The sequence below is a fragment of the Mycobacterium sp. IDUB_17 genome (assembly GCF_055419465.1).
In genome coordinates, this window is the sequence record NZ_JBVAXS010000006.1 from 312762 (window position 1) to 334152 (window position 21391).

The 21391-nt window shown below is 67.8% G+C and carries 19 protein-coding genes; 9 read left to right on the forward strand and 10 right to left on the reverse strand.

What is annotated here, in order from left to right; translation table 11 throughout:
- Positions 1-16 precede the first annotated feature (16 nt).
- Positions 17-931, forward strand: a complete 915-nt coding sequence (locus tag ACZYZ7_RS24895; RefSeq protein ID WP_463742142.1) for a lytic transglycosylase domain-containing protein — start codon at positions 17-19, stop codon at positions 929-931.
- Between the two features lie 5 nt (positions 932-936).
- On the opposite strand, the gene ACZYZ7_RS24900 is transcribed toward ACZYZ7_RS24895, so the two are convergent.
- Positions 937-2673, reverse strand: a complete 1737-nt coding sequence (locus ACZYZ7_RS24900; RefSeq protein ID WP_135455826.1) for an SDR family oxidoreductase — start codon at positions 2671-2673, stop codon at positions 937-939.
- Between the two features lie 68 nt (positions 2674-2741).
- Positions 2742-3095, reverse strand: coding sequence for an oxidoreductase (locus ACZYZ7_RS24905; RefSeq protein ID WP_463742043.1), 354 nt, complete (start codon positions 3093-3095; stop codon positions 2742-2744).
- A 216-nt stretch (positions 3096-3311) separates the two neighbouring features.
- Here ACZYZ7_RS24905 and sucB point away from each other — a divergent pair, with 216 nt between their 5' ends.
- Together sucB and ACZYZ7_RS24915 are read left to right on the forward strand one after the other, a co-directional pair.
- Positions 3312-5108 carry a 2-oxoglutarate dehydrogenase, E2 component, dihydrolipoamide succinyltransferase gene (sucB, locus tag ACZYZ7_RS24910; RefSeq protein WP_463742044.1) on the forward strand — a complete coding sequence of 599 codons (1797 nt, stop codon included), beginning with the start codon at positions 3312-3314 and terminating at the stop codon, positions 5106-5108.
- Between the two features lie 25 nt (positions 5109-5133).
- On the forward strand, positions 5134-6042 hold the full coding sequence (locus tag ACZYZ7_RS24915; protein ID WP_463742045.1) for a TIGR01777 family oxidoreductase: 909 nt from the start codon (positions 5134-5136) through the stop codon (positions 6040-6042).
- Here the strand turns inward: ACZYZ7_RS24915 and ACZYZ7_RS24920 are convergent.
- Entirely contained in the window at positions 6039-6530 is a 492-nt protein-coding gene (locus ACZYZ7_RS24920) for an STM3941 family protein (RefSeq protein ID WP_463742046.1), read from the reverse strand. The two genes, ACZYZ7_RS24915 and ACZYZ7_RS24920, sit on opposite strands and share 4 nt — an antisense overlap.
- An 11-nt stretch (positions 6531-6541) precedes the next feature.
- Here ACZYZ7_RS24920 and lipB point away from each other — a divergent pair, with 11 nt between their 5' ends.
- From lipB to ACZYZ7_RS24935, 3 genes are read left to right on the forward strand one after another with little or no spacing between them, the layout of a single operon-like run.
- Positions 6542-7270 carry a lipoyl(octanoyl) transferase LipB gene (gene lipB, locus ACZYZ7_RS24925; protein WP_463742047.1) on the forward strand — a complete coding sequence of 243 codons (729 nt, stop codon included), beginning with the start codon at positions 6542-6544 and terminating at the stop codon, positions 7268-7270.
- Positions 7271-7274: 4 nt separating this feature from the next.
- Positions 7275-8219: a lipoyl synthase gene (gene lipA, locus ACZYZ7_RS24930; RefSeq protein WP_450070684.1), complete on the forward strand. Its 945-nt coding sequence runs from the start codon at positions 7275-7277 to the stop codon at positions 8217-8219.
- 4 nt (positions 8220-8223) lie between these two features.
- Positions 8224-8976 carry a DUF4191 domain-containing protein gene (locus ACZYZ7_RS24935; RefSeq protein ID WP_135455840.1) on the forward strand — a complete coding sequence of 251 codons (753 nt, stop codon included), beginning with the start codon at positions 8224-8226 and terminating at the stop codon, positions 8974-8976.
- A 69-nt stretch (positions 8977-9045) separates the two neighbouring features.
- Here the strand turns inward: ACZYZ7_RS24935 and ACZYZ7_RS24940 are convergent, their stop codons facing one another.
- A complete protein-coding gene (locus tag ACZYZ7_RS24940) occupies positions 9046-9522 on the reverse strand; it encodes an RDD family protein (protein WP_463742048.1) in 477 nt (158 codons plus the stop codon).
- 147 nt (positions 9523-9669) lie between these two features.
- Between ACZYZ7_RS24940 and glnA (ACZYZ7_RS24945) the strand changes: the two genes are divergently transcribed.
- The 3 genes from glnA (ACZYZ7_RS24945) (at position 9670) to ACZYZ7_RS24955 (ending at position 12192) form a co-directional block, all read left to right on the forward strand.
- The gene (gene glnA, locus ACZYZ7_RS24945; protein WP_135455844.1) at positions 9670-11106 is read left to right on the forward strand and encodes a type I glutamate--ammonia ligase; all 1437 of its coding nucleotides are present in this window, start codon (positions 9670-9672) and stop codon (positions 11104-11106) included.
- 188 nt (positions 11107-11294) lie between these two features.
- A complete protein-coding gene (gene dtd, locus ACZYZ7_RS24950) occupies positions 11295-11726 on the forward strand; it encodes a D-aminoacyl-tRNA deacylase (RefSeq protein ID WP_450070686.1) in 432 nt (143 codons plus the stop codon).
- Positions 11727-11757: 31 nt separating this feature from the next.
- Positions 11758-12192, forward strand: coding sequence for a DoxX family protein (locus tag ACZYZ7_RS24955; protein WP_463742049.1), 435 nt, complete (start codon positions 11758-11760; stop codon positions 12190-12192).
- On the opposite strand, the gene ACZYZ7_RS24960 is transcribed toward ACZYZ7_RS24955, so the two are convergent.
- The 6 genes from ACZYZ7_RS24960 to ACZYZ7_RS24985 form a co-directional block, all read right to left on the reverse strand.
- Positions 12189-13046, reverse strand: a complete 858-nt coding sequence (locus ACZYZ7_RS24960; RefSeq protein WP_463742050.1) for a TIGR03619 family F420-dependent LLM class oxidoreductase — start codon at positions 13044-13046, stop codon at positions 12189-12191. The two genes, ACZYZ7_RS24955 and ACZYZ7_RS24960, sit on opposite strands and share 4 nt — an antisense overlap.
- A complete protein-coding gene (locus ACZYZ7_RS24965) occupies positions 13043-13672 on the reverse strand; it encodes a PaaI family thioesterase (RefSeq protein WP_135455852.1) in 630 nt (209 codons plus the stop codon). Before ACZYZ7_RS24965 ends, ACZYZ7_RS24960 begins: the two co-directional genes overlap by 4 nt.
- Before the next feature lie 79 nt (positions 13673-13751).
- A complete protein-coding gene (locus tag ACZYZ7_RS24970) occupies positions 13752-16757 on the reverse strand; it encodes a bifunctional [glutamine synthetase] adenylyltransferase/[glutamine synthetase]-adenylyl-L-tyrosine phosphorylase (protein ID WP_463742051.1) in 3006 nt (1001 codons plus the stop codon).
- A 51-nt stretch (positions 16758-16808) separates the two neighbouring features.
- Positions 16809-18149 (reverse strand): type I glutamate--ammonia ligase, encoded by a 1341-nt coding sequence (gene glnA / locus ACZYZ7_RS24975; RefSeq protein WP_036449413.1) that lies wholly within the window; start codon positions 18147-18149, stop codon positions 16809-16811.
- A gap of 52 nt (positions 18150-18201) precedes the next feature.
- Positions 18202-19725, reverse strand: a complete 1524-nt coding sequence (locus ACZYZ7_RS24980) for an alpha/beta hydrolase (protein WP_463742052.1) — start codon at positions 19723-19725, stop codon at positions 18202-18204.
- 89 nt (positions 19726-19814) lie between these two features.
- Positions 19815-21332 carry an alpha/beta hydrolase gene (locus ACZYZ7_RS24985; RefSeq protein WP_286175064.1) on the reverse strand — a complete coding sequence of 506 codons (1518 nt, stop codon included), beginning with the start codon at positions 21330-21332 and terminating at the stop codon, positions 19815-19817.
- Between the last annotated feature and the right edge of the window lie 59 nt (positions 21333-21391).

Genomic DNA, 21391 nt, shown 5'->3' on the forward strand with positions numbered 1-21391 from the left:
GCCCGACGTGAACAAGCTGGCGAGAGTTCTTCACGATCTCGCGATCCTGTTCACGTTGGGCGCGGCGCTCACCGGCTGTTCTGGATCGTCGAACCCGCCGCCTCCCGCACCCCCGAGCACGACATCGGTGACACAGCCGGCTACCACCGCCCCGGCCGGCGCCCAACCCCGCCTGGCTCCGGACCCCGTCCGGCTGGCGGAGGATCTGGTGGCCGACGAGCGGGCGCTGCGCGACCCGTCGACACCGGAGGCTGCCCTGACGCAGGCCGCCCGCCGTCAGCAGGTGGCCTACCGCGCGATCGGCCGGCACCCCGAGTGGGACGGCACCATCCGGCCCCGTATCCCGGCTGACCTGGTCGCGTTCTACGACCGGAATGTCAACGCACGGCGCCAGCTCGCCGCGCTGGCCCAGCCGAAGGACACCCTGCCCGCGTGGCGCATCAACCCGCCACCCCCGGCCGAGGTGCTTCTGGGCGCCTACCGCGAGGCCGAGGCGGCCTCCGGCGTGAGCTGGAACTTCCTTGCCGCGATCAACCTGATCGAGACGCACTTCGGCAGCGTGAGTGGCACCAGCTCGGCCGGCGCCCAGGGACCGATGCAGTTCATGCCGTCCACGTTTGCGGCGTATGGCAAGGGCGGCGATATCCACTCGCCCCGGGACAGCATCATGGCAGCCGGTAATTACCTGGCCGCCAACGGTTTTACGAATGACCCGGACCGTGCCCTGTTCCGGTACAACAACGCCGACGAGTACGTGCGGGCAGTCAGCGACTATGCCGCCGCGATCGCTGCCGATCCCGCGGTGTTCGCCGCGTTCTACCGCTGGGACGTCTACTACGTCTCGACTGCGGGTGACGTGCTACTGCCCATCGGATACGCCGCCGGATCACCGATACCGGTCGGCGAGTACCTGACCGCCCACCCGCAGTAGCGCGGTTAGAGTGACCCCGCTCGCGCCGCCCGGCGCAGCGCCGACGGCATCAGTCGCGCCACCCCGTAGGCCGCATAGGCCTCCGGCGTAACCGGCCGGACCGCTTTGTCTCTGACGACGGCCGCGACGATGGCCTTGGCCACCTTGTCCGGCCCATAGCGTCGCGCAGCGAAGGCCTTCTTGGTCTGGGCCCGCATCTGCTCGATCTGGCCCTGCTGCTCGGCGGGGACGTCGAATCGGGTGGTGTCGATGATGTTCGTATCGATGACGCCCGGGCAGATCGTGGTCAAACCTATTCCCGCCGAGCTCAATTCGGCACGCAGGCAGTCGGAGAACATGAACACCGCGGCCTTGCTGGTGGCGTATGCGTTCGCCGCCGCCGACGGCGAGTAGGCGGCCATCGAGGCCACGTTGACGATGTGGCCACCGGTGCCGCGGTCGACGAGCCTGCGGGCAAAGGACCGGCAGCAGTTGACGACTCCGCCGAAGTTGACGTCCAGCACCCGGTCGTACTGCTCGGCCGGGGTGTCGAGGAACTTGCCGCCGTGGCCGATTCCGGCGTTGTTGACCACCACGTCGGGCACCCCGTGTGTGCCGCAGACCTGCTCGACGAAACTCTCCACGGCCTCGGCATCGGACACGTCGAGCCCGTAGGCATGTGCCACTCCGCCGCGTGCGGCGATCTCGTTGGCGGTGGACTTGGCGGATGCTTCGTCGATATCGCTGACCACGAGTTCGGCGCCCTGTTCGGCGAAGGCCAGCGCAGTGGCGCGGCCGATGCCACTGCCGGCACCGGTCACCGAAACCAGTGTGTCACCGAAGCGTTCACGCGACCGGCCGACCTGGGCGCGGCGAAGTGCGCGAGCCGCCGGGGCACCCTCGATGTGGTCGATCAGCTCGGCCGTCGCGTTGGCGATGGCGCGCCAGTGCGAGAACGGCGCCCAGTGCCCGGCTTTGAGGTCACGGCGCCACAGCAGCGGCACCCAGGTGGACTCCTCGGCGTAGCCGTCGCCGCGCACCACCGGATCGTGGTCGTTGCAGATCAACTGCACCGGCACGGTCACGTAGTGGTCGCTGCGCAGCGTCGTGAACGATCGAATCGCGTTGGCCTGGTAGATCTTCAGCGAGTTGGCCGCGTCGATGTCGAGGTTCTCGGACTGGAATTTGGGGCCAGGGGTGTCGATGGCCTGCAGTCGGCGCGCCGCGCCTCGACGCATCAGCGCGGGCGCGATCACCGGGATCGAGAACGGGATCCAGTAGCTGAACCGCGATGCCAGGTTCACCGCCTTGGCGAACCGGATCGGACGGTACGGGCGGGCCAGCCGGCCGCGCACGAACGAGCCGTAATGGTCGGTGCTGGGTCCCGAAACCGACGTGAACGACGCCACCCGCTCGGAGGCCTCCGGGCGGCTCAGGTACTCCCACACCCCCACCGATCCCCAGTCGTGCGCCAGGACGTGCACGGGGCGGCCGGGACTGACGGCATCGATCACCGCGGACAGGTCGTCGGCGAACCGGTCCATGCGATAGGCGGATACGGGCTTGGGAACGTCCGAGGCGCCGGCACCGCGGTTGTCGTACCGCACGATGTGGAACCGGTCGCCCAGTTCACCGGTCACGCCGTTCCACAACACATGCGAGTCCGGCCATCCGTGCGCCATCACCAGCGTGGGACGCTGCCGATCCCCTTGTTCGTAAACCGCGATGCGGGTTCCGTCCGAGCTGACGACGAAGCGCTGCATAGTCCACCCCTCCACGAGGTACCTGTAACGAACAGTATCCAATACCGGAGGTATCGGTTGCCTTGACTCTAACGGTCGCCGAGTTCCTGGCGTACGGCGCGCTCCCGTTCGATGCGCCGCCGCGCGTCGTGGTCCCGCATGCGTTGCGGGTAGCCGACCTTCTGGACGTCGTAGACCGGGATCTGCAGCCGATCGCTGAGCCGGCGTGCCCCGGCCTCACCACCGGCCCGGCGCCGGGTCCATTCCCCGTCGGCAGCAACCAGCACGACGGTCACCTCGGTGACGGTGGTGCGGGGTTCCACGAATGCCTCGACGCCGGCGTGCTCGGCCACCCACCGCTGCAGATACCGCAGATCCTCGCCCGCGTCGCCGCCGAATCCGCGCGCCGAGCGACCTCGGCGAAACGTATCGAACAACCCCAACGGAACGGTCTCCTCAGCTCGGGGGAAGTTCGACGAACAACCCTGCAAACCCTCATTCGATAGTGCCAGAGCTCGGAGCAACCCTGAGTGAGTGCGAATGGTGCTGCAGTGACAGGATGGTTCCGACAATCCACCTAGGTGCCGTACCCAGTGCACCTAGCTGTGGTAAGCCAGAGTTCGAGTCGTCACAAGTGACCGTCCGAGGAGTCAATACACATGGCCATCTCCGTCCAGATGCCCGCGCTAGGTGAGAGCGTCACCGAGGGGACCGTCACCCGCTGGCTTAAACAGGAGGGCGACACCGTCGAACTCGACGAGCCGCTGCTGGAGGTGTCCACGGACAAGGTCGACACCGAGATCCCGTCGCCCGCCGCAGGCGTGTTGACGAAGATCGTCGCCCAGGAGGACGACACCGTCGAGATCGGTGGCGAGCTCGCGGTCATCGGCGAGGCCGGCGAAGCACCGGCACCGGCACCGGCCGCGGCTCCGGCAGCCGCTCCCGAACCCGAACCCGAGCCTGCCCCTGCCGCACCGGCTCCCGCGCCGGTCGCTGCCGCCGCGCCGGCGCCCGCCCCCGCGGCTGCACCCCCCGCCGCCGCGTCCGGTTCGGCCACCACCGTCGTGATGCCGGAGTTGGGCGAGTCGGTCACCGAAGGCACGGTCACCCGGTGGCTCAAGAAGGTCGGCGACTCCGTCGGCGTCGACGAGCCGCTGGTCGAGGTGTCCACCGACAAGGTCGACACCGAGATCCCGTCACCGGTGGCCGGCACCCTGCTGGAGATCACCGCGCAAGAGGACGACACCGTCGCGATCGGCGGCGAGCTGGCCAAGATCGGGGACGCCTCCGCCGCGCCGGCCGCTGCCCCCGCACCCGCGGCACCTGCACCCGCGGCACCTGCACCAGCACCCGCTCCGGCGGCCCCCGCGCCTGAGCCCAAGCCGGCTCCCGCAGCCGCCCCGGCACCCGCAGCGACTCCGGCTCCCGCAGCCGCACCAGCGGCAGCTGCCCCGGCGCCCGCCCCCGCACCCGCACCCGCGGCACCGGCTCCCGCAGCCGCTGCCGCCGCCGGGGACGGCTCCCCGTACGTCACCCCGTTGGTGCGAAAGCTGGCCGCGGAGAACGGTGTTGACCTCGCGGCCGTGAAGGGCACCGGCGTCGGCGGCCGTATCCGCAAGCAGGACGTGCTCGCGGCGGCCGAGGCGAAAAAGGCTCCCCCGGCACCGGCACCGGCAGCCCCTGCGGCAGCCGCGCCCGCCGCTGCGGCCGCAGCAGCTCCGGCATTGGCCCACCTGCGCGGAACGACGCAGAAGGCCAACCGGATTCGCCAGATCACCGCGAAGAAGACGCGCGAATCGTTGCAGGCGACCGCACAGCTCACCCAGACCCACGAGGTCGACATGACCAAGATCGTGGCGCTGCGGGCCCGGGCCAAGGCGGACTTCGCCGAGCGCGAGGGCGTCAACCTCACGTACCTGCCGTTCATCGCGCGCGCCGTCATCGACGCGCTCAAGATCCACCCGAACGTCAACGCCAGCTACAACGAGGACACCAAGGAGATCACCTACTACGACGCCGAGCACCTTGGCTTCGCGGTGGACACCGACCAGGGCCTGCTCTCGCCGGTGATCCACAACGCCGGCGACCTGTCGCTGGGCGGACTGGCGCGCGCCATCTCCGACATCGCGGCCCGGGCCCGGTCGGGCAACCTCAAGCCCGACGAGTTGTCCGGCGGCACGTTCACCATCACCAACATCGGCAGCCAGGGCGCGCTGTTCGACACCCCGATCCTGGTGCCGCCGCAGGCGGCGATGCTGGGCACCGGGGCGATCGTCAAGCGGCCGCGGGTGATCTCGGACGCCTACGGCAACGAGTCGATCGGTGTGCGCTCGGTGTGCTACCTGCCGCTGACCTACGACCACCGACTGATCGACGGCGCCGACGCCGGCCGGTTCGTGACCACCATCAAGCGCAGGCTCGAAGAAGGTGCTTTCGAGGCCGACCTCGGGCTGTAAGGGCCGTTAGGAGGGGCTCCCCACTGTGGCGGATGCCGTCATCGCGATAGCGGGATCATCCGGTCTGATCGGTTCGGCGCTGGTGTCAATGCTGCGCGCCGCCGATCGCCGGGTGCTCCGGATCGTACGCAGGGCACCATCGAACGGCGACGAGCTGTTCTGGAACCCCGACACCGGGGAGTTCGACACCGGCGCGCTACAGGGTGTGGACGTGGTGGTGAACCTCTGCGGCGTCGGTGTCGGCGACAAGCGTTGGTCGGGTGCGTTCAAACAGAGCCTGCGCGACAGCCGGATCGGACCCACCGAGATGCTCGCCGGTGCCGTGGCCGACGCCGGGGTGCCGGTGTTGATCAACGCGAGCGCGGTCGGCTACTACGGCGACACCAGAGACCGGGTGACCGATGAGTCGGCGCCCGAGGGACACGGTTTCCTGGCCAGGCTGTGCGCGGATTGGGAAGCGGCCACCGCGCCCGCCGTCGCGGCCGGGTCGCGGGTGGTGCTGTTGCGCACCGGACTGGTGATGGCCCCGTCCGGGGGGATGGTGAACCGACTCAAGCCGTTGTTCTCGCTGGGCCTTGGCGCACGGTTGGGCAATGGCAGGCAGTACATCCCGTGGATCAGCCTGGAGGACGAGGTCCGCGCGGTGCTGTTCGCGATATCGAACGAAAGCCTGTCGGGCCCGGTCAATCTCACCGGACCGGCGCCCGTGACCAACGCCGAGTTCACCGCGGCGCTGGGCCGGGCCGTCAACCGGCCCACCCCGGTGATGATTCCGGGTTTTGCGCTGCGCACGCTGCTGGGCGAGATCGCCGACGAAGGACTGCTCGTGGGCCAGCGCGCCATTCCCGCCGCCCTGGAACGCGCCGGCTTCACCTTTCACCACAACACCGTCGGCGAGGCGCTGGCCTACGCCACCGCCGCACCCAGGGACTAGCGAGCCGACGTAGCCCGGTACTCCTCGATAGCCGTCATGGCCTCGTCGAACCCGCGGTCCATGGGGGTGAGCGATATCGCAATGTCGCCGCCGGTCAGCCGCCGGTTGGCCCTGGCGAGCCGGCCCAGGAGCGTGGTCGACGGGAATCGTCGGGGATCGGCCAGGTGCAGGATGATCGCCCGCTGGCGCCGGTACTGCCACACCGTCACGCCGACGACCTGTTCCCACGGGATGACCGACTCAGACCACTGCTTGTAGTAGATGCCGTCGGATGCCACGCGGAGTTGCTCGCCACGGTCGAAGAACCGGATGACCACAAGAACTTCCAGACCCACGAAGAGCACGGTCCCGACCACACCGACTGCTCGGTGCAGCACCGAGAGCTCAGCATCCTGAGCCATCCAGAACGACGCCGCCGACAGCAGCACACCGAACACCAGCATCATCAACAATCGCCACGGCGAATACCGGGCAGAGAATGTCGACACCATCCGACCCTATGCCGCGCCAACCCCTGCGCTGGGCAGCAATCTCGGGGCGTACCGTCGACGCTGTGACATCCATCCGCTCGGCCGCGGAGCCCCTCGAGGTGCGACGCCTGGGCACACTCGATTACGAGGCCGCCTGGGAACTACAGCGCGAGATCGCCGACGCCAGGGTGGCCGGTGGCCCCGACACCCTCCTGCTGCTTGAGCACCCTGCCGTCTACACCGCGGGCAAGCGCACCGAGCCGCATGAGCGCCCGGTGGACGGCACTCCCGTCGTCGACACCGACCGCGGCGGCAAGATCACCTGGCACGGCCCCGGACAGCTGGTGGGCTACCCCATCATCGCGCTGGCCGAACCGCTAGATGTGGTGAATTTCGTTCGGCGCCTTGAACAAGCGCTCATAAGCGTGTGCGCGGATCTCGGTCTGGAGACCGGTCGGGTCGAGGGACGCTCCGGTGTGTGGGTGGCCGGCGACGAGCTCAGGCCGGCCCGCAAGATCGGGGCGATCGGGATCCGGGTGGCCCGGGCGACGACGCTGCACGGGTTCGCGCTGAACTGTGACTGCGACCTGTCCGCCTTCTCGTCGATCGTGCCGTGCGGGATCGCCGATGCCGGTGTGACGTCGCTGACGGCCGAACTCGGCCGCCGCATCACCGTCGAGGACGTCACCGACCGGGTCGCCGCGAAGGTATGTGATGCGCTCGACGGACGGCTGGAAGTGGCCGTGAACGTAGGATGAACCAGTGACTGTGGTGCCTGAAGGTCGGAAGCTGCTGCGTCTGGAAGTGCGGAACGCGGAGACGCCCATCGAACGCAAGCCACCGTGGATCAAGACGCGGGCCAAGATGGGTCCGGAGTACACGGAGCTCAAGGGTCTGGTGCGCCGCGAGGGCCTGCACACGGTGTGCGAGGAGGCCGGCTGCCCCAACATCTTCGAGTGCTGGGAGGACCGGGAAGCCACGTTCCTGATCGGTGGCGAGCAGTGCACCCGGCGGTGTGACTTCTGCCAGATCGACACCGGTAAGCCGGCCGAGCTGGATCGCGACGAACCGCGCCGGGTCGCCGAGAGTGTCCAGGCGATGGGCCTGCGCTACTCGACTGTGACCGGGGTGGCCCGCGATGACCTACCCGACGGTGGGGCATGGCTGTACGCCGAGACCGTCCGCTACATCAAGCGGCTGAACCCGAACACCGGCGTGGAGTTGCTGGCCCCGGACTTCAACGGCAACCCCGACCAGTTGGCCGAAGTGTTCGAGTCACGCCCAGAAGTGTTCGCGCACAACGTCGAAACGGTGCCGCGCATCTTCAAGCGGATTCGTCCGGCGTTCCGATACGACCGCAGCCTGGCGGTGATCACCGCCGCCCGCGACTTCGGTCTGGTCACCAAATCGAACCTGATCCTCGGGATGGGCGAGACCATCGACGAGGTGCACACCGCGCTGCGCGACCTGCATGAGGCGGGCTGCGACATCGTCACCATCACCCAGTACCTGCGGCCGTCACCCCGCCACCACCCGGTGGAACGCTGGGTCCATCCCGACGAATTCGTCGCGCTGTCGAGCTATGCCGAGGGCCTCGGATTCGCCGGCGTGCTGGCCGGACCGCTGGTGCGTTCGTCCTACCGCGCGGGCAAGCTCTATGCGCAGGCCGCGCGGGTTCGGTTCGCCGATCGGCCCCCCGTATCCTGATGTAATGGCGAAAACCCGCAATGCCGCAGAAACCAAGGCGGCAAAGGCCGAGGCGAAGGCAGCCCGCAAGGCGGCGTCCAAGCAGCGGCGCAGTCAGCTGTGGCAGGCATTCCAGATCCAGCGCAAAGAGGACAAGCGCCTGCTGCCGTACATGATCGGCGCGTTCGTGCTGATCGTGGCCGCCGCTGTGGTCGCCGGTCTGCTCATCGGCGGGTTCACCATGTACACGCTGATCCCGCTGGGCGTGGTGCTGGGCGCGCTGGTCGCCTTCATCATCTTCGGCCGGCGGGCGCAAAAGTCTGTCTACACGAAGGCCGAGGGCCAGACCGGTGCCGCAGCCTGGGCGCTGGACAATCTTCGCGGCAAGTGGCGCGTCACCCCCGGTGTCGCGGCGACCGGTCATTTCGACGCCGTCCACCGGGTGATCGGCCGGCCCGGCGTGATCTTCGTCGGTGAGGGTTCGGCCAATCGGGTCAAGCCGCTGCTGGCGCAGGAGAAGAAGCGCACGGCACGCCTGGTCGGCGAGATCCCGATCTACGACATCGTGGTCGGCAACGGTGAGGGCGAGGTGCCGTTGTCCAAGCTGGAGCGGCACCTGAACAAGCTGCCGGCGAACATCACGGTCAAGCAGATGGACTCGATCGAGTCCCGGCTCGCCGCGCTCAGCACCAAGGCCGGTCCGGCCGGGATGCCCAAGGGCCCGATGCCCGCCGGCGCGAAGATGCGCGGTGTGCAACGGACGGTCCGCAGGCGCTGACCGCGCCCAGCCGCCGAGTGTGATCAAGATCGCGAGAACCTCGCGATCTTCGTCACGTTCGGGGCGGAGCTACCGCCGCACCACCGCGGTCTTGGATGCCAGATCATGCAAACCTCGATGGTCGGCATCGGTGAACAGTGCCGGGATCACCAGCACGATCAGCAGGTTGCGCGTGAGGGCCCGGCCCACTGTGACGCGGTCACGGCCGTCGAGCGGAATCACCCCCAGTCCGAGCAGATACTGGCCCGGGGTGAACCCGAACAACCGCACCGCCGCAACGCCGATGACCAGCCAGACCAGCAGGGCGATGTTCCGGAAATCCATCGAGTACAACAGTTGCTCGCGACTCATCAGCCCCAGAGACACCGCCACTATGCCGGTGAGGCCGACAGCGACCAGCCAGTCGACCAGGATGGCACCGACGCGTCGGCCGAACCGCGCGATCGAACCCGGCCCATGCTCGGGCAACCCAAGCCGCTCCCCTGGATACCCACTGGCTGGGTCGGAAGCGGGACCGGACAGCCAGGACGAAATCTCGCGTGCCATGGTTGCCAGGATAGATTTAGCCGAGAGCGGGGTTGCCCGTCGGCATCGCAAGCGATTGCGTAACTTGCGCGCAACATATGGTTGACGACTGCGCAACATCGTGTCCTTAGCGTCAACCCGCGGGTTACCAGTAAAGGAGAACACTCAGTGGCAGAAAAGACGTCCGACGACATCTTCAAGCTGATCAAGGACGAGAACGTCGAGTACGTCGACATTCGCTTCTGCGATCTGCCCGGCGTCGTCCAGCACTTCTCGATCCCGGCGTCGGCGTTCGACCAGAGCGTCTTCGAGGACGGCCTCGCGTTCGACGGCTCGTCGGTCCGCGGCTTCCAGTCGATCCACGAATCCGACATGATGCTGCTGCCGGACCCCGACACCGCGCGTATCGACCCGTTCCGCGCCGCCAAGACGCTGAACCTGAGCTTCTTCGTGCACGATCCGTTCACCCGTGAGGCCTACTCCCGCGACCCGCGCAACGTGGCCCGCAAGGCGGAGAACTACCTGGCCAGCACCGGTATCGCCGATACCTGTTACTTCGGTGCCGAGGCCGAGTTCTACATCTTCGATTCGGTGGCGTTCGACTCCAAGATGAACGGCACCTTCTACGAGGTCGATTCCGAGTCCGCGTGGTGGAACACCGGCGAGCCCTCCGAGGCCGACGGCTCCCCCAACCTCGGTTACAAGGTCCGCCCCAAGGGTGGCTACTTCCCCGTCGCACCGTACGACCACTACGTCGACCTGCGCGACGAGATGTCGACCAACCTGATCAACGCCGGGTTCACCCTCGAGCGCGGCCACCACGAGGTGGGCACCGCCGGCCAGGCCGAGATCAACTACAAGTTCAACACCCTGCTGGCCGCAGCCGACGATGTGCTGCTGTTCAAGTACATCATCAAGAACACCGCGTGGCAGAACGGCAAGACCGTCACCTTCATGCCCAAGCCGCTGTTCGGTGACAACGGTTCCGGCATGCACGCCCACCAGTCGCTGTGGAAGGACGGCAAGCCGCTGTTCCACGACGAGTCCGGCTACGCCGGCCTGTCCGACATCGCCCGCCACTACATCGGCGGCATCCTGCACCACGCTCCGTCGCTGCTGGCGTTCACCAACCCGACGGTGAACTCCTACAAGCGTCTGGTGCCGGGTTACGAGGCCCCGATCAACCTGGTGTACAGCCAGCGCAACCGCTCGGCCTGTGTCCGTATCCCGATCACCGGCAACAACCCGAAGGCCAAGCGCCTCGAGTTCCGCTGCCCGGACAGCTCGGGTAACCCGTACCTGGCGTTCGCGGCGATGCTGATGGCCGGCATCGACGGCATCAAGAAGAAGATCGAGCCGCTCGCCCCGGTCGACAAGGACCTCTACGAGCTGCCGCCGGACGAGGCCGCCAACATCCCGCAGGCCCCGACCTCGCTGTCCGCAGTCATCGACAGGCTCGAAGAGGACCACGAGTACCTCACCGAGGGTGGCGTGTTCACCGAGGACCTGATCGAGACCTGGATCTCCTACAAGCGGGAGAACGAGATCATGCCGATCCAGATCCGGCCTCACCCGTACGAGTTCAGCCTGTACTACGACGTGTAAGTCGGCTCGCCGACGCGACGTGTAAGTCGGCTCGCCGACGCGACATGTAAGTCGGCCAACGCACGGCACAAGGGCCGGGGGTTCTCCCCCGGCCCTTTGTCGTTGCCGGTTTCTACTCCTGGGTCGTTGATGATCGATGATCACGGCCCAGGCGTAGAAACCGGCGGCCTTCCCTTCACAATGGACCGATGCGTGTTCTGGTGCAGCGGGTGACATCGGCGAGCGTTGCGGTCGACGGCGAAGTCGTCGGCGCGATCGCTCCGAATCCGCAGGGACTGCTCGCCCTGGTCGGGGCGACTCATGACGACGACGCCGCCAAGGCCCGACGGATGGCCGAAAAGCTCTGGCAGTTACGGATTCTCGACGGCGAGAAATCCGCATCGGACGTTGCCGCCCCCATCCTGGTGATCAGTCAGTTCACGTTGTACGCCAATACCGACAAGGGCAGGCGCCCGTCGTGGAATGCGGCAGCGCCGGGGCCCGTCGCCGAACCGCTGGTGGCCGAATTTGCCGACGCGTTGAGGAAGTTGGGCGCGGTTGTGGAAACAGGGGTTTTCGGTGCGGATATGCGGGTGGAACTGGTCAATGACGGACCGGTAACAGTGTTGCTGGAGCTCTGAGTTTCCTTCGAGCTGCGCGTATTGTCAGCACATGACGACCAACCTGGACACCCGACTGGGCTCGCTTTCGCCCGCTGTCATCAGTTTGTTCCGTGTCGTGTTCGGCTTCCTGTACACCATCCACGGAGCCCAGAAGTTGTTCGCCTGGCCGGTCGGGATGCCGGACAACGCAGGCGATCTCGTCGGTCCGGCAGTGCCCGTGGGCACCTGGCCCTTCTGGTACGGCGGCCTCATCGAATTCGTTCTGGGCCTTCTGATCCTGACCGGCATGTTCACCCGCATCGCGGCCTTCATCGCCTCCGGCGAGATGGCGTTCGCCTACTTCACCCAGCATCAGCCCAAGGGTCTGTTGCCGATCGAGAACGGCGGCGAACTCGCCGTGCTGTACTGCTTCGGCTTCCTGCTGCTCGCCGCAATCGGTGGCGGTGCGTTCGCGTTGGATGCGGCGCGCAGTAAGCGCACCTAGTCCAGCGCGAGGTCCTTGCGGAACCGCTTCAACCCGTCGATCTTCTCGGCCAGCGTGGCGCCGGGGCCGCTGTAGAACATCCACGGCATGGTGATGATGCCCTGGATACCGCCGGCTTCCGCCCGGGCGTAGTGCTCGGGGGTGAAGGCGTCGGTCAGCGGTGTGATGACGGTGAAATCATCCATCGTCAAACCCTTTTCGGCGCGCAGGTCACGTAGCCGGTCGACCCGCTGCAGGGCGGCCTCGGTGGAGATCAGGTCACCGATCCACCCGTCGTGCCGCGCCGCGCGGCGCAGCGCGATGTCGGACAGCCCGCCGACATAGATCGGGATCCGCGGCGGCGTGGGCTCCATCTCCAGGCGCGGGGTGGAATAGAACTCGCCGGAGAACTCGGTCCACCCGGGCTCCCACAGCTTCTTCATCAATTCGAGCATCTCGTCGGTGCGCTTGCCGCGCCGCGCGAATTGCTGGCCCAGCAGTTCAAACTCCTCCTCGCACCAGCCGACACCGATGCCGAGCTCCAGCCGTCCCCCGGCCAGATAGGCAGCGGTGCCAATGGCTTTCGCCGCCGAATACGGGTCGCGCATCGCGGGCAGGTAGACCGTGGTGACGAACTTCAGCCGAGTGGTGACCAGCGCGAGTGCGCCGATCATCACCCACGGGTCCGGCCAGTCGGTGAACGCCTCCCAGCGCCGCTTGCCGTCCTTGGTGTACGGATACGGCGTGTTCAGCGTCTCGAGGTTCACCACGTGATCCGGGATGCCCATGCCGTCATAGCCGAGATCGTCTGCCGCCCTGGCCACTTCGACGGCCTCCTGGGTATCCATGAAGGCCATGCTCACGTAGACCTTCATCCGGCATCCCGCGCCCATGCCGGCGTGATGAAGACTCCCTCAGCCTCGACGGTGATCCCGTCGGCGTCGCTGATATGGCCCCGCGCAAAGGTTTTCACGCCTTCGGTCCGGTCGATGTAGGCCTCGGCGCGCAACGGGCCCAGCGGCGTGCCGCGACCATAGCGACAGGTGATGGTCCCGGTATAGCGCGGCTCGTGCAGTCCGCCACTGGCCACCTCGCCGAGAATGTGGTCGAGCACCAACGCGCAGATGCCGCCGTGCACCCAGCCCAGCGGCCCCTCATAGGCGGCGCCCAGCACGAATTCGCTCCAGCAGCTGCCGTCGTCGGCGTGCTCGATCACCAGCGGCGGGGCCAGCGCATTGCGCAATCCGACGACCGGGTTCGCCCACACCACCGGGCGGTTCGTCTCGGCATGCAGCATGGCCTGCGGCCCGTCGCGCTGTTCGCGGCGCAGCGAGGCGGTGACGGCCTCGACGGCCGCGGTCGCCTCGGCGATGGTCTGCGGGTCCACCTGGGTGCGCACACCGGCGTCGACGAGTTCGCGCATCGCCTGGGCAAAGGGCTCATAGAGGGCTTCGAGCCGATCGTGCTCGGCCGCGGTGATGACGTCGAACGTGTGCTTCATCCGGACTCCCAGTGAATTGGTTATACGCCCTTATTAACATCACCCACTGCGACGTCCTGCACTCGGGGCGGCCTAACCCCTACTCTCCGCCGAAAATCTTCCGGACCACGCCCTTCGCCCGCCGGGTCACCCGCAGGTAGTTGTCCAGGAACTCCCCACCGTCGTCGCTGCCCCACCCGGCCGCCAAGGCCACCGCGTTGAGCTGACGACCCGGCCCGGGCAACTGATCGGTGGGCTTGCCGCGCACCAGCACCAGGGCGTTGCGCGCCCGCGTGGCCGTAAGCCAGGCGTCGCGCAACAGCTCGACGTCGCTCTCGGCGACCAGTTCGGCCGCGCCGATCGCGTCGAGGGTCTGCAATGTCGAGGTGTTGTGCAGCGCCGGCACCTTGTGGGCGTAGCGCAGTTGCAGCAGCTGCACGGTCCACTCGATGTCGGCCAGCCCGCCACGGCCCAGTTTGGTGTGCGTGTTGGGGTCGGCACCGCGGGGCAGACGCTCGGCGTCCACGCGGGCCTTGATTCGCCGGATCTCCTGGACGGTCTCGGCCGATACCCCGCCGGAGGGGTAACGGGTCTTGTCGACCATCACCAGAAAGCGTTCGCCGAGTTCCAGATCGCCTGCCACCCGGTGGGCCCGCAACAGCGCCTGGATCTCCCACGGCTGGGCCCACTGCTCGTAATAGGCCGCATACGAGGCCAGCGTGCGCACCAGCGGTCCGTTTCGCCCCTCTGGACGCAGCCCGGTGTCGACCTCCAGTGGCGGATCCGCGCTCGGCGTCCCCAGCAGGGCCCTCACCTGTTCGGCGATGCTCACCGACCAGCGCATGGCTGCGGACTCCTCGACGCCGGTGGCCGGTTCGCACACGAACATCACGTCGGCGTCGGAGCCGTATCCGAGCTCGCCGCCGCCGAGCCGGCCCATGCCGATCACCGCGATGCGTGCGGGCGCACCGGATTCCGGTGTGTTGGCCCGGACCACCGCATTCAGCGCGGCCTCCAGCACTGCGACCCACACCGAGGTCAATGCCCTGCAGACGTCGGTCACATCGAGCAGGCCCAGCACGTCGGCCGAGGCGATGCGGGCCAGTTCCCGCCGGCGCAGCGTGCGCGCGGCCGCGATGCCGCGTACCGGGTCCGGATGCCGGCCGGCCGAGGCCACCAGTGCGCGAGCCACGCTGTCGGGATCACCGTCGAGCAGTTTCGGCCCGCTGGGCCCGTCGGCGTACAGCTGGATCACCTCGGGAGCCCGCATCAGCAGTTCCGGGATGTAGGCCGAGGTGCCGAGCACGCGCATCAGCCGCTTGGCCACCGCCCCCTCGTCACGCAGGGTCGACAGATACCAGCGCTGCTCGGCCAGCTCCTCGCTGATCCGGCGGTAGGCCAGCAGGCCGGCGTCCGGGTCCGGCGTGTCCGAGAGCCAGTCCAGCAGGGTCGGCAACAGCACCTGTTGCACCCGCGCACGGCGTCCGCCCTGGCCGGTCAGCGCCGCCAGATGCGTCAGCGCGCTCTGCGGTCCCTCGTAACCCAGTGCGGCGAGCTGACGTTCGGCCGCCTCGGTGCTCATCCCGGCGCCGATGCCCACCGCCGGTTGACCCACCGATTCCAGCAGCGGCTGGTAGAAGAGCTTGGCGTGCAACCGCGACACCCGCATGCTCTGCCGTTTGAGTTCCTCGCGCAGCACGCCCGCCGCGTCATGGCGGCCATCGGGGCGCACGTGCGCGGCCCGGGCCAGCCAACGGTAGGCCTCGTCGTCGTTGTCGTCGGGCAGCATGTGGGTGCGCTTGAGCCGCTGCAACTGCAGCCGGTGTTCGAGCAGCCGCAGGAATTCGTAGGACGCGGTCATGTTGGCGGTGTCGTCGCGGCCGATGTAGCCGCCCTCGCCGAGGGCCGCCAGCGCGTCGACGGTGGACGCCACATGCAGTGAGTCGTCATTGCGTCCGTGCACCAATTGCAGGAGCTGGACGGCGAATTCGACGTCGCGCAGGCCTCCGGTGCCGAGCTTGAGCTCGCGGGCCCGCACCCCGGCCGGGACGAGTTCCTCGACGCGGCGGCGCATGGCCTGCACCTCGGGAACGAAATCCTCACGCTCGCAAGCGGTCCACACCATGGGCATCAGGGCCTCGATGTAGGCCTTACCGAGCTCGGGGTCACCCGCGGCGGGACGCGCCTTGAGCAGCGCCTGGAATTCCCAGGTTTTCGCCCAGCGCTGGTAGTAGGCGACGTGGGATTCCAGCGTCCGGACCAGTTGACCGCGTTTGCCTTCCGGGCGCAATGCGGCATCGACCTCGAAGAAGGCATCACCGGCGAAGCGCATCATCTCGCCGGCGATCCGGGTCGCGGTGGCCAGATTGTCGTCGTTGTCCCCGCCTGCGACGGATTCACCCACGAAGATGACGTCGACGTCGCTGACGTAATTCAGCTCGCGCGCACCGCATTTGCCCATGGCGATGACCGCCAGCCGGGGCTCGCTGCCGCCCGCGCACACAACCCGGGTGGCAACCGTCAGCGCTGCGCCCAGCGCGGCATCGGCGAGGTCGGACAGGTGTGCGGCGACCTCGACGAAGGGCAGCACCGGCTCGTTCTCGACGGTGGACGCCACGTCAAGGGCACCGAGGACCAACAACCGGTCGCGGTAGAGATCCCGCAGCGCGGGCACGGCACTGCTTGCGCCCCTGTCGATCTCGACATTGCGGGCGGCAGCGGTGAAGACGCTGTGCAGCTCCTCGACACCGGGGAGGACGACGTTGCCGACCAACAACCGCCACGACAGCGGGTGGGCGACGAGGTGGTCACCGAGAGCCAGGGAGGATCCCAGTACGCCGAACAACCGGCCCCGCACGGCCCGGTCGGTCAATAGTTGGCGGTTGAGCTCGTCCGCGCCGGCCCCGAGCGCATCGGCCAGCCGCACCATCGCCAGCAGCGCGATGTCGGCGTCGGGTGCGCGCGACAGCGACCACAGAAGCTCGACGTGAGCCTCGGTGTTCCAACCGAGCTGTTCCAGGTGGGCCGACGCCTGCGGATGCACCAAACCGAGCCGACCGACGCTGGGCAGTTTCGGACGATCGGTTGCAGGCTTTGGCACGTTCACGACGGTAGCGCACGCCCGCAGGAAAATACCGGCACTGCTACCGCCCCCGACTCACAGCGACAGATAGTTCTTCAGCTCGTAGGGCGTGACGTGGCTGCGGTAGTTCTCCCACTCCGCACGCTTGTTGCGCAGGAAGTAGTCGAATACGTGCTCCCCCAACGCTTCCGCGACGAGCTCGGAGTTCTCCATGGCCTCCAGCGCATTGCCCAGGCTGGACGGCAGCTCGCGGTAGCCCATGGCGCGCCGCTCCTCGGGCGTCAGGCTCCAGACGTTGTCCTCGGCCTGCGGGCCCAGCACGTAACCCTTCTCGACGCCCCGCAGGCCGGCGGCCAGCAGGACCGCGAAGGTCAGGTAGGGGTTGCATGCCGAGTCGGGGCTGCGAACCTCGACGCGCCGCGACGACGCCTTGCGCGGGGTGTACATCGGAACCCGTACCAGCGCCGAGCGGTTGGCCGCGCCCCACGAGGCCGCGGTGGGCGCCTCGCCGCCATGCACCAGGCGCTTGTAGGAGTTCACCCACTGGTTGGTCACGGCACTGATCTCGCTGGCGTGCTCCAGGATGCCTGCGATGAACGACTTGGCCACATCCGAGAGCTGCAGCGGATCGTCGGGGCTGTGGAAGGCGTTGGTGTCGCCTTCGAACAGGCTCATGTGCGTGTGCATGGCCGATCCCGGGTGCTCGCCGAACGGCTTTGGCATGAACGACGCACGCACGCCGTCGGCGAGGGCGACCTCCTTGACCAGATAGCGGAAGGTCATCACGTTGTCGGCCATCGACAGCGCGTCGGCGTAGCGCAGGTCGATCTCCTGCTGGCCGGGCGCGCCCTCGTGGTGGCTGAACTCGACCGAGATGCCCATCTGTTCCAGGGCCTCGATGGCGTGGCGGCGGAAGTTGGGGGCCGAATCGTGCACGGCCTGGTCGAAATAGCCGCTGTTGTCGGCTGGCACGGGCACCGAGCCGTCGTCAGGTCCGGGCTGCAGCAGGAAGAACTCGATCTCGGGGTGCACGTAGCAGGTGAAGCCCAGGTCGCTGGCCTTGGCCAGCTGGCGGCGAAGCACGTGCCGGGAGTCGGCCCACGACGGTGAGCCGTCCGGCATGGTGATGTCGCAGAACATGCGTGCCGAGTAGTGCTTGCCCGCGCTGGTGGTCCAGGGCAGCACCTGGAAGGTGGACGGATCGGGGCGGGCCACGGTGTCCGACTCCGAGACGCGGGCGAAGCCCTCGATCGAAGAGCCGTCGAAACCGATGCCCTCCTCGAAGGCACCTTCGAGTTCGGCGGGCGCGATCGCTACCGATTTGAGGTAGCCGAGGACGTCGGTGAACCACAACCGAACGAACCGGATATCGCGTTCCTCCAGGGTGCGCAGCACGAATTCCTTCTGGCGGTCCATGCCCGCAGCGTAGGCATCGGCTGTTAAATCTGTGTTACAGCCCTGCAAGGAGTTAGCAGGAGAGGTCGCCCGGCGAGGTTCCGTTGACAAAGAAACCCAGTACCGCGGTGTCCACGCAGGCGTCTCCGTTGAACACCACGGTGTGTTGGGTGCCGGTGAAGGAGATCAGCGCCCCGCCCATTTGCCGGGCCAGGTCCACCCCGGCCTGATACGGCGTGGCCGGGTCCCCGGTGGTGGACACCACCACGACCTTGCCCGGTCCGGGCCCGGTGACCGGGTGCGGCGCCGACGTCGCAGGCACCGGCCACAGTGCACAGACGTCGCGGGGCGCATATCCGGTGAACTCGCCGTAGGACATGAACGGTGCCACGGTACGGAGCTGCTGATCGGCGTCGGCCCACACAGCCGGGTCGGTGGGGAACGGCCTGTCCACGCAGCGGATCGCGGTGAACGCGTCCTGCATGTTCTGGTAGTGCCCGTTTTCGTCGCGGCGCCAGTAGTCGTCGGCGAGCAACAGCAGGTCCCCGGCGTCGGTGCCACGCGACAACCCGAGCAGCCCGCTGGTCAGGTAGGGCCAGTACCGCGCCGAGTAGAGGGCGTTGCCGGTGCCGGTGATCGCGTCGGCGTAGCCGAGTCCGCGCGGGTCGGAGGTGGCGCCCGGCGTCGTCACCAACGGGTCCACCAGTCGCTGGAACCGGCTGACGAACTGAGCGGGGTCGGTGCCCAGCGGGCAGTCGGTCGATTTCGCGCAGTCCGCGGCGTAGGTGTCGAACGCCTTCTGGAAGCCGGCGAGCTGGCGGTTGTTCTTGGTGATCGGATCCTGGCTGGGGTCGATCGCCCCGTCGAGCACCATGGTGCGCACCCGGTCGCCGAACTGTTCGGCGTACGCGCCGCCGAGTTCGGTGCCGTAGGAGAAGCCCAGATAGTTGATCTGCTCCTCCCCCAGCGCGGCGCGCACCGCATCCATGTCCCGCACCGCCGAGGCGGTGCCCACGTTGGCCAGGAACGGCGCGCCCATGCGGTCCAGGCACTGCTGGGCGAACTGGCGGTAGACGTCTTCGATGTGGGCGACGCCGGCCGGGCTGTAATCGGCCATCGGCTCGCGGCGGTAGGCGTCGATCTCGGCGTCTGTCCGGCACCGCAACTCCGGAGTGGAATGCCCGACGCCGCGCGGGTCGAAGCCGACCAGATCGAAATGGTCGGTGAGTGGTGAGCCGGCCAGCGCGGCGCCCATGCCGGCGACGGTGTTCACCGCCGAGGCGCCGGGGCCGCCGGGGTTGATGAACAACGCGCCGATCCGCTCACCGCTGGCCGGTATCCGGATGACCGCCAATTGCGCTTGTGCGCCTTGAGGATCCGGCGAATTCCAGTCCAGCGGTACCGCGACGGAGCCGCATTGTGCGGTCGGGATCGTGGCCGGATCTTGCACCCAACGGGCGCAACTTCCCCATTCCGGCCCCGATTCCGGTGCGGCCTGTGCGGCCGGTGCGGCGATCGGGCACAGCACAGCGGTTGCGCCGAGGAGCGCTGCCGCCACAACGCGTATCGCCCCGCCCGCCCACCACACGGCAGTCATGGTCCCACGGCGACCGGTAGCGGGTCTGTGCCTGAGGCCGACCAGAGATCGGCAGGAGACCATCCGGTGACCTTGTCGGCCGGATCCGGTCAGCAACGGGTTCCGGGTGGCGGCACCGTCACGTCGAGGAGGTAGGTGGCGGCGATGTCGTCGATGCACTTGTTGCCCTGGAACACCACGGTGTGCTGGGTGCCTTCGAAGGTCACCAGCGTGCCGCCGAGTTGGCGGGCCAGGTCGACACCGGCCTGGTACGGCGTGGCCGGGTCGTTGGTGGTCGACACGATCAACGTCGGGGGCAGTCCCTTCACCGAGATCTCATGCGGCTTGCTCGTCGGCGGCACCGGCCAGAACGCGCAGGTACCCATCGGCGCGTTCCCGGTGAATTCGCCGTAGCTCATGAACGGCGCCACCTCGCGGGCCCGCCGGTCCTCGTCGACGACGGTGGCCCGGTCGGTGATCGCGGGCTTGTCCACGCAGTTGACCGCGACCCGTACGTCGGTCGAATTGTTGTAGTGGCCCTTGGCATCTCGGCCCATGTAGAGGTCGGCCAGTGCCAGCATCACATCGCCGTTGCCGTTCTTCAGCCCGGTCAGGCCCTCGGTCAGGTGCCGCCACAGATTCGGCGAGTACAGCGGCAGGATGGTGCCCACGGTGGCGTCGCTGTAGCTCAGCCCGCGCGAATCGCGCGTCTTGGCCGGGTGTTCCACCAGCGGATCGACCAGGCTCTTGTACACCTCGACGGCCTTGGCCGGATCCGTGCCCAGCGGGCAGTCGGGGTTCTTCGTGGCGCAGTCGGTGGCGTAATCGTCGAAGGCCTTCTGGAACGCGGCCGCCTGACGGATGTCTTCCTCCACCGGGTCCGCATTGGGGTCGACGGCTCCGTCGAGGATCATCGCGCGGACCTTCTCCGGGAACTGCTCGGCGTAGGTCGCGCCGATCCGGGTGCCGTAGGAGTAACCCAGGTAGGTCAGCTTGTCGTCGCCGAGTGCGACCCGGATCGCATCCAGATCCTTGGCGACGTTCTCGGTGCCGACGTTCTCCAGGAACTCCTTGCCCATCTTGTCGACGCAGCGCTGGACGAAGTCCTTGGTTTCCTTCTCCAGGTGCTCGACGCCTTCGGGCGTGTATTCGACGGTCGGGTCGGCCCGCAGCCGGTCGTTGTCGTCGTCGGAGTTGCACCACACCGCAGGCGTCGAGGATCCGACACCACGCGGATCGAACCCGACGATGTCGAAGCGGTCCTTGACCGACTGCGGCAGGCCGGACAACAGAGAGACGGCCGATTCGACCCCGGATTCACCGGGGCCGCCGGGGTTGATCACCAGTGAGCCGATCTTCTGGCCCGCTGCAGGGAAGCGGATGATCGCCAGCCGGGCGACTTCGCCTTCCGGCTTGGAGTAGTCGACCGGCACCGACAACATCCCGCATTCGGCGTTGTCGGGGATCTGCGCGTGATCACCCGAACCGGCGTTGCACGGCAGCCATTGCACCGGCGTGCCGGGCCGCGGGACCGCGATCTTGGCTTCCCCGTCGACCACCTGGGTGCAGCTCGCCGCGGCCACCGCCGTCACCGCCAGCAGCGCGCCGAACCTCATCCTGAACTTCATGGCTGACCATGCTGCCATGACGCGACATCACCGCAGGCCGCGCCTGGTCGCGACGCGCA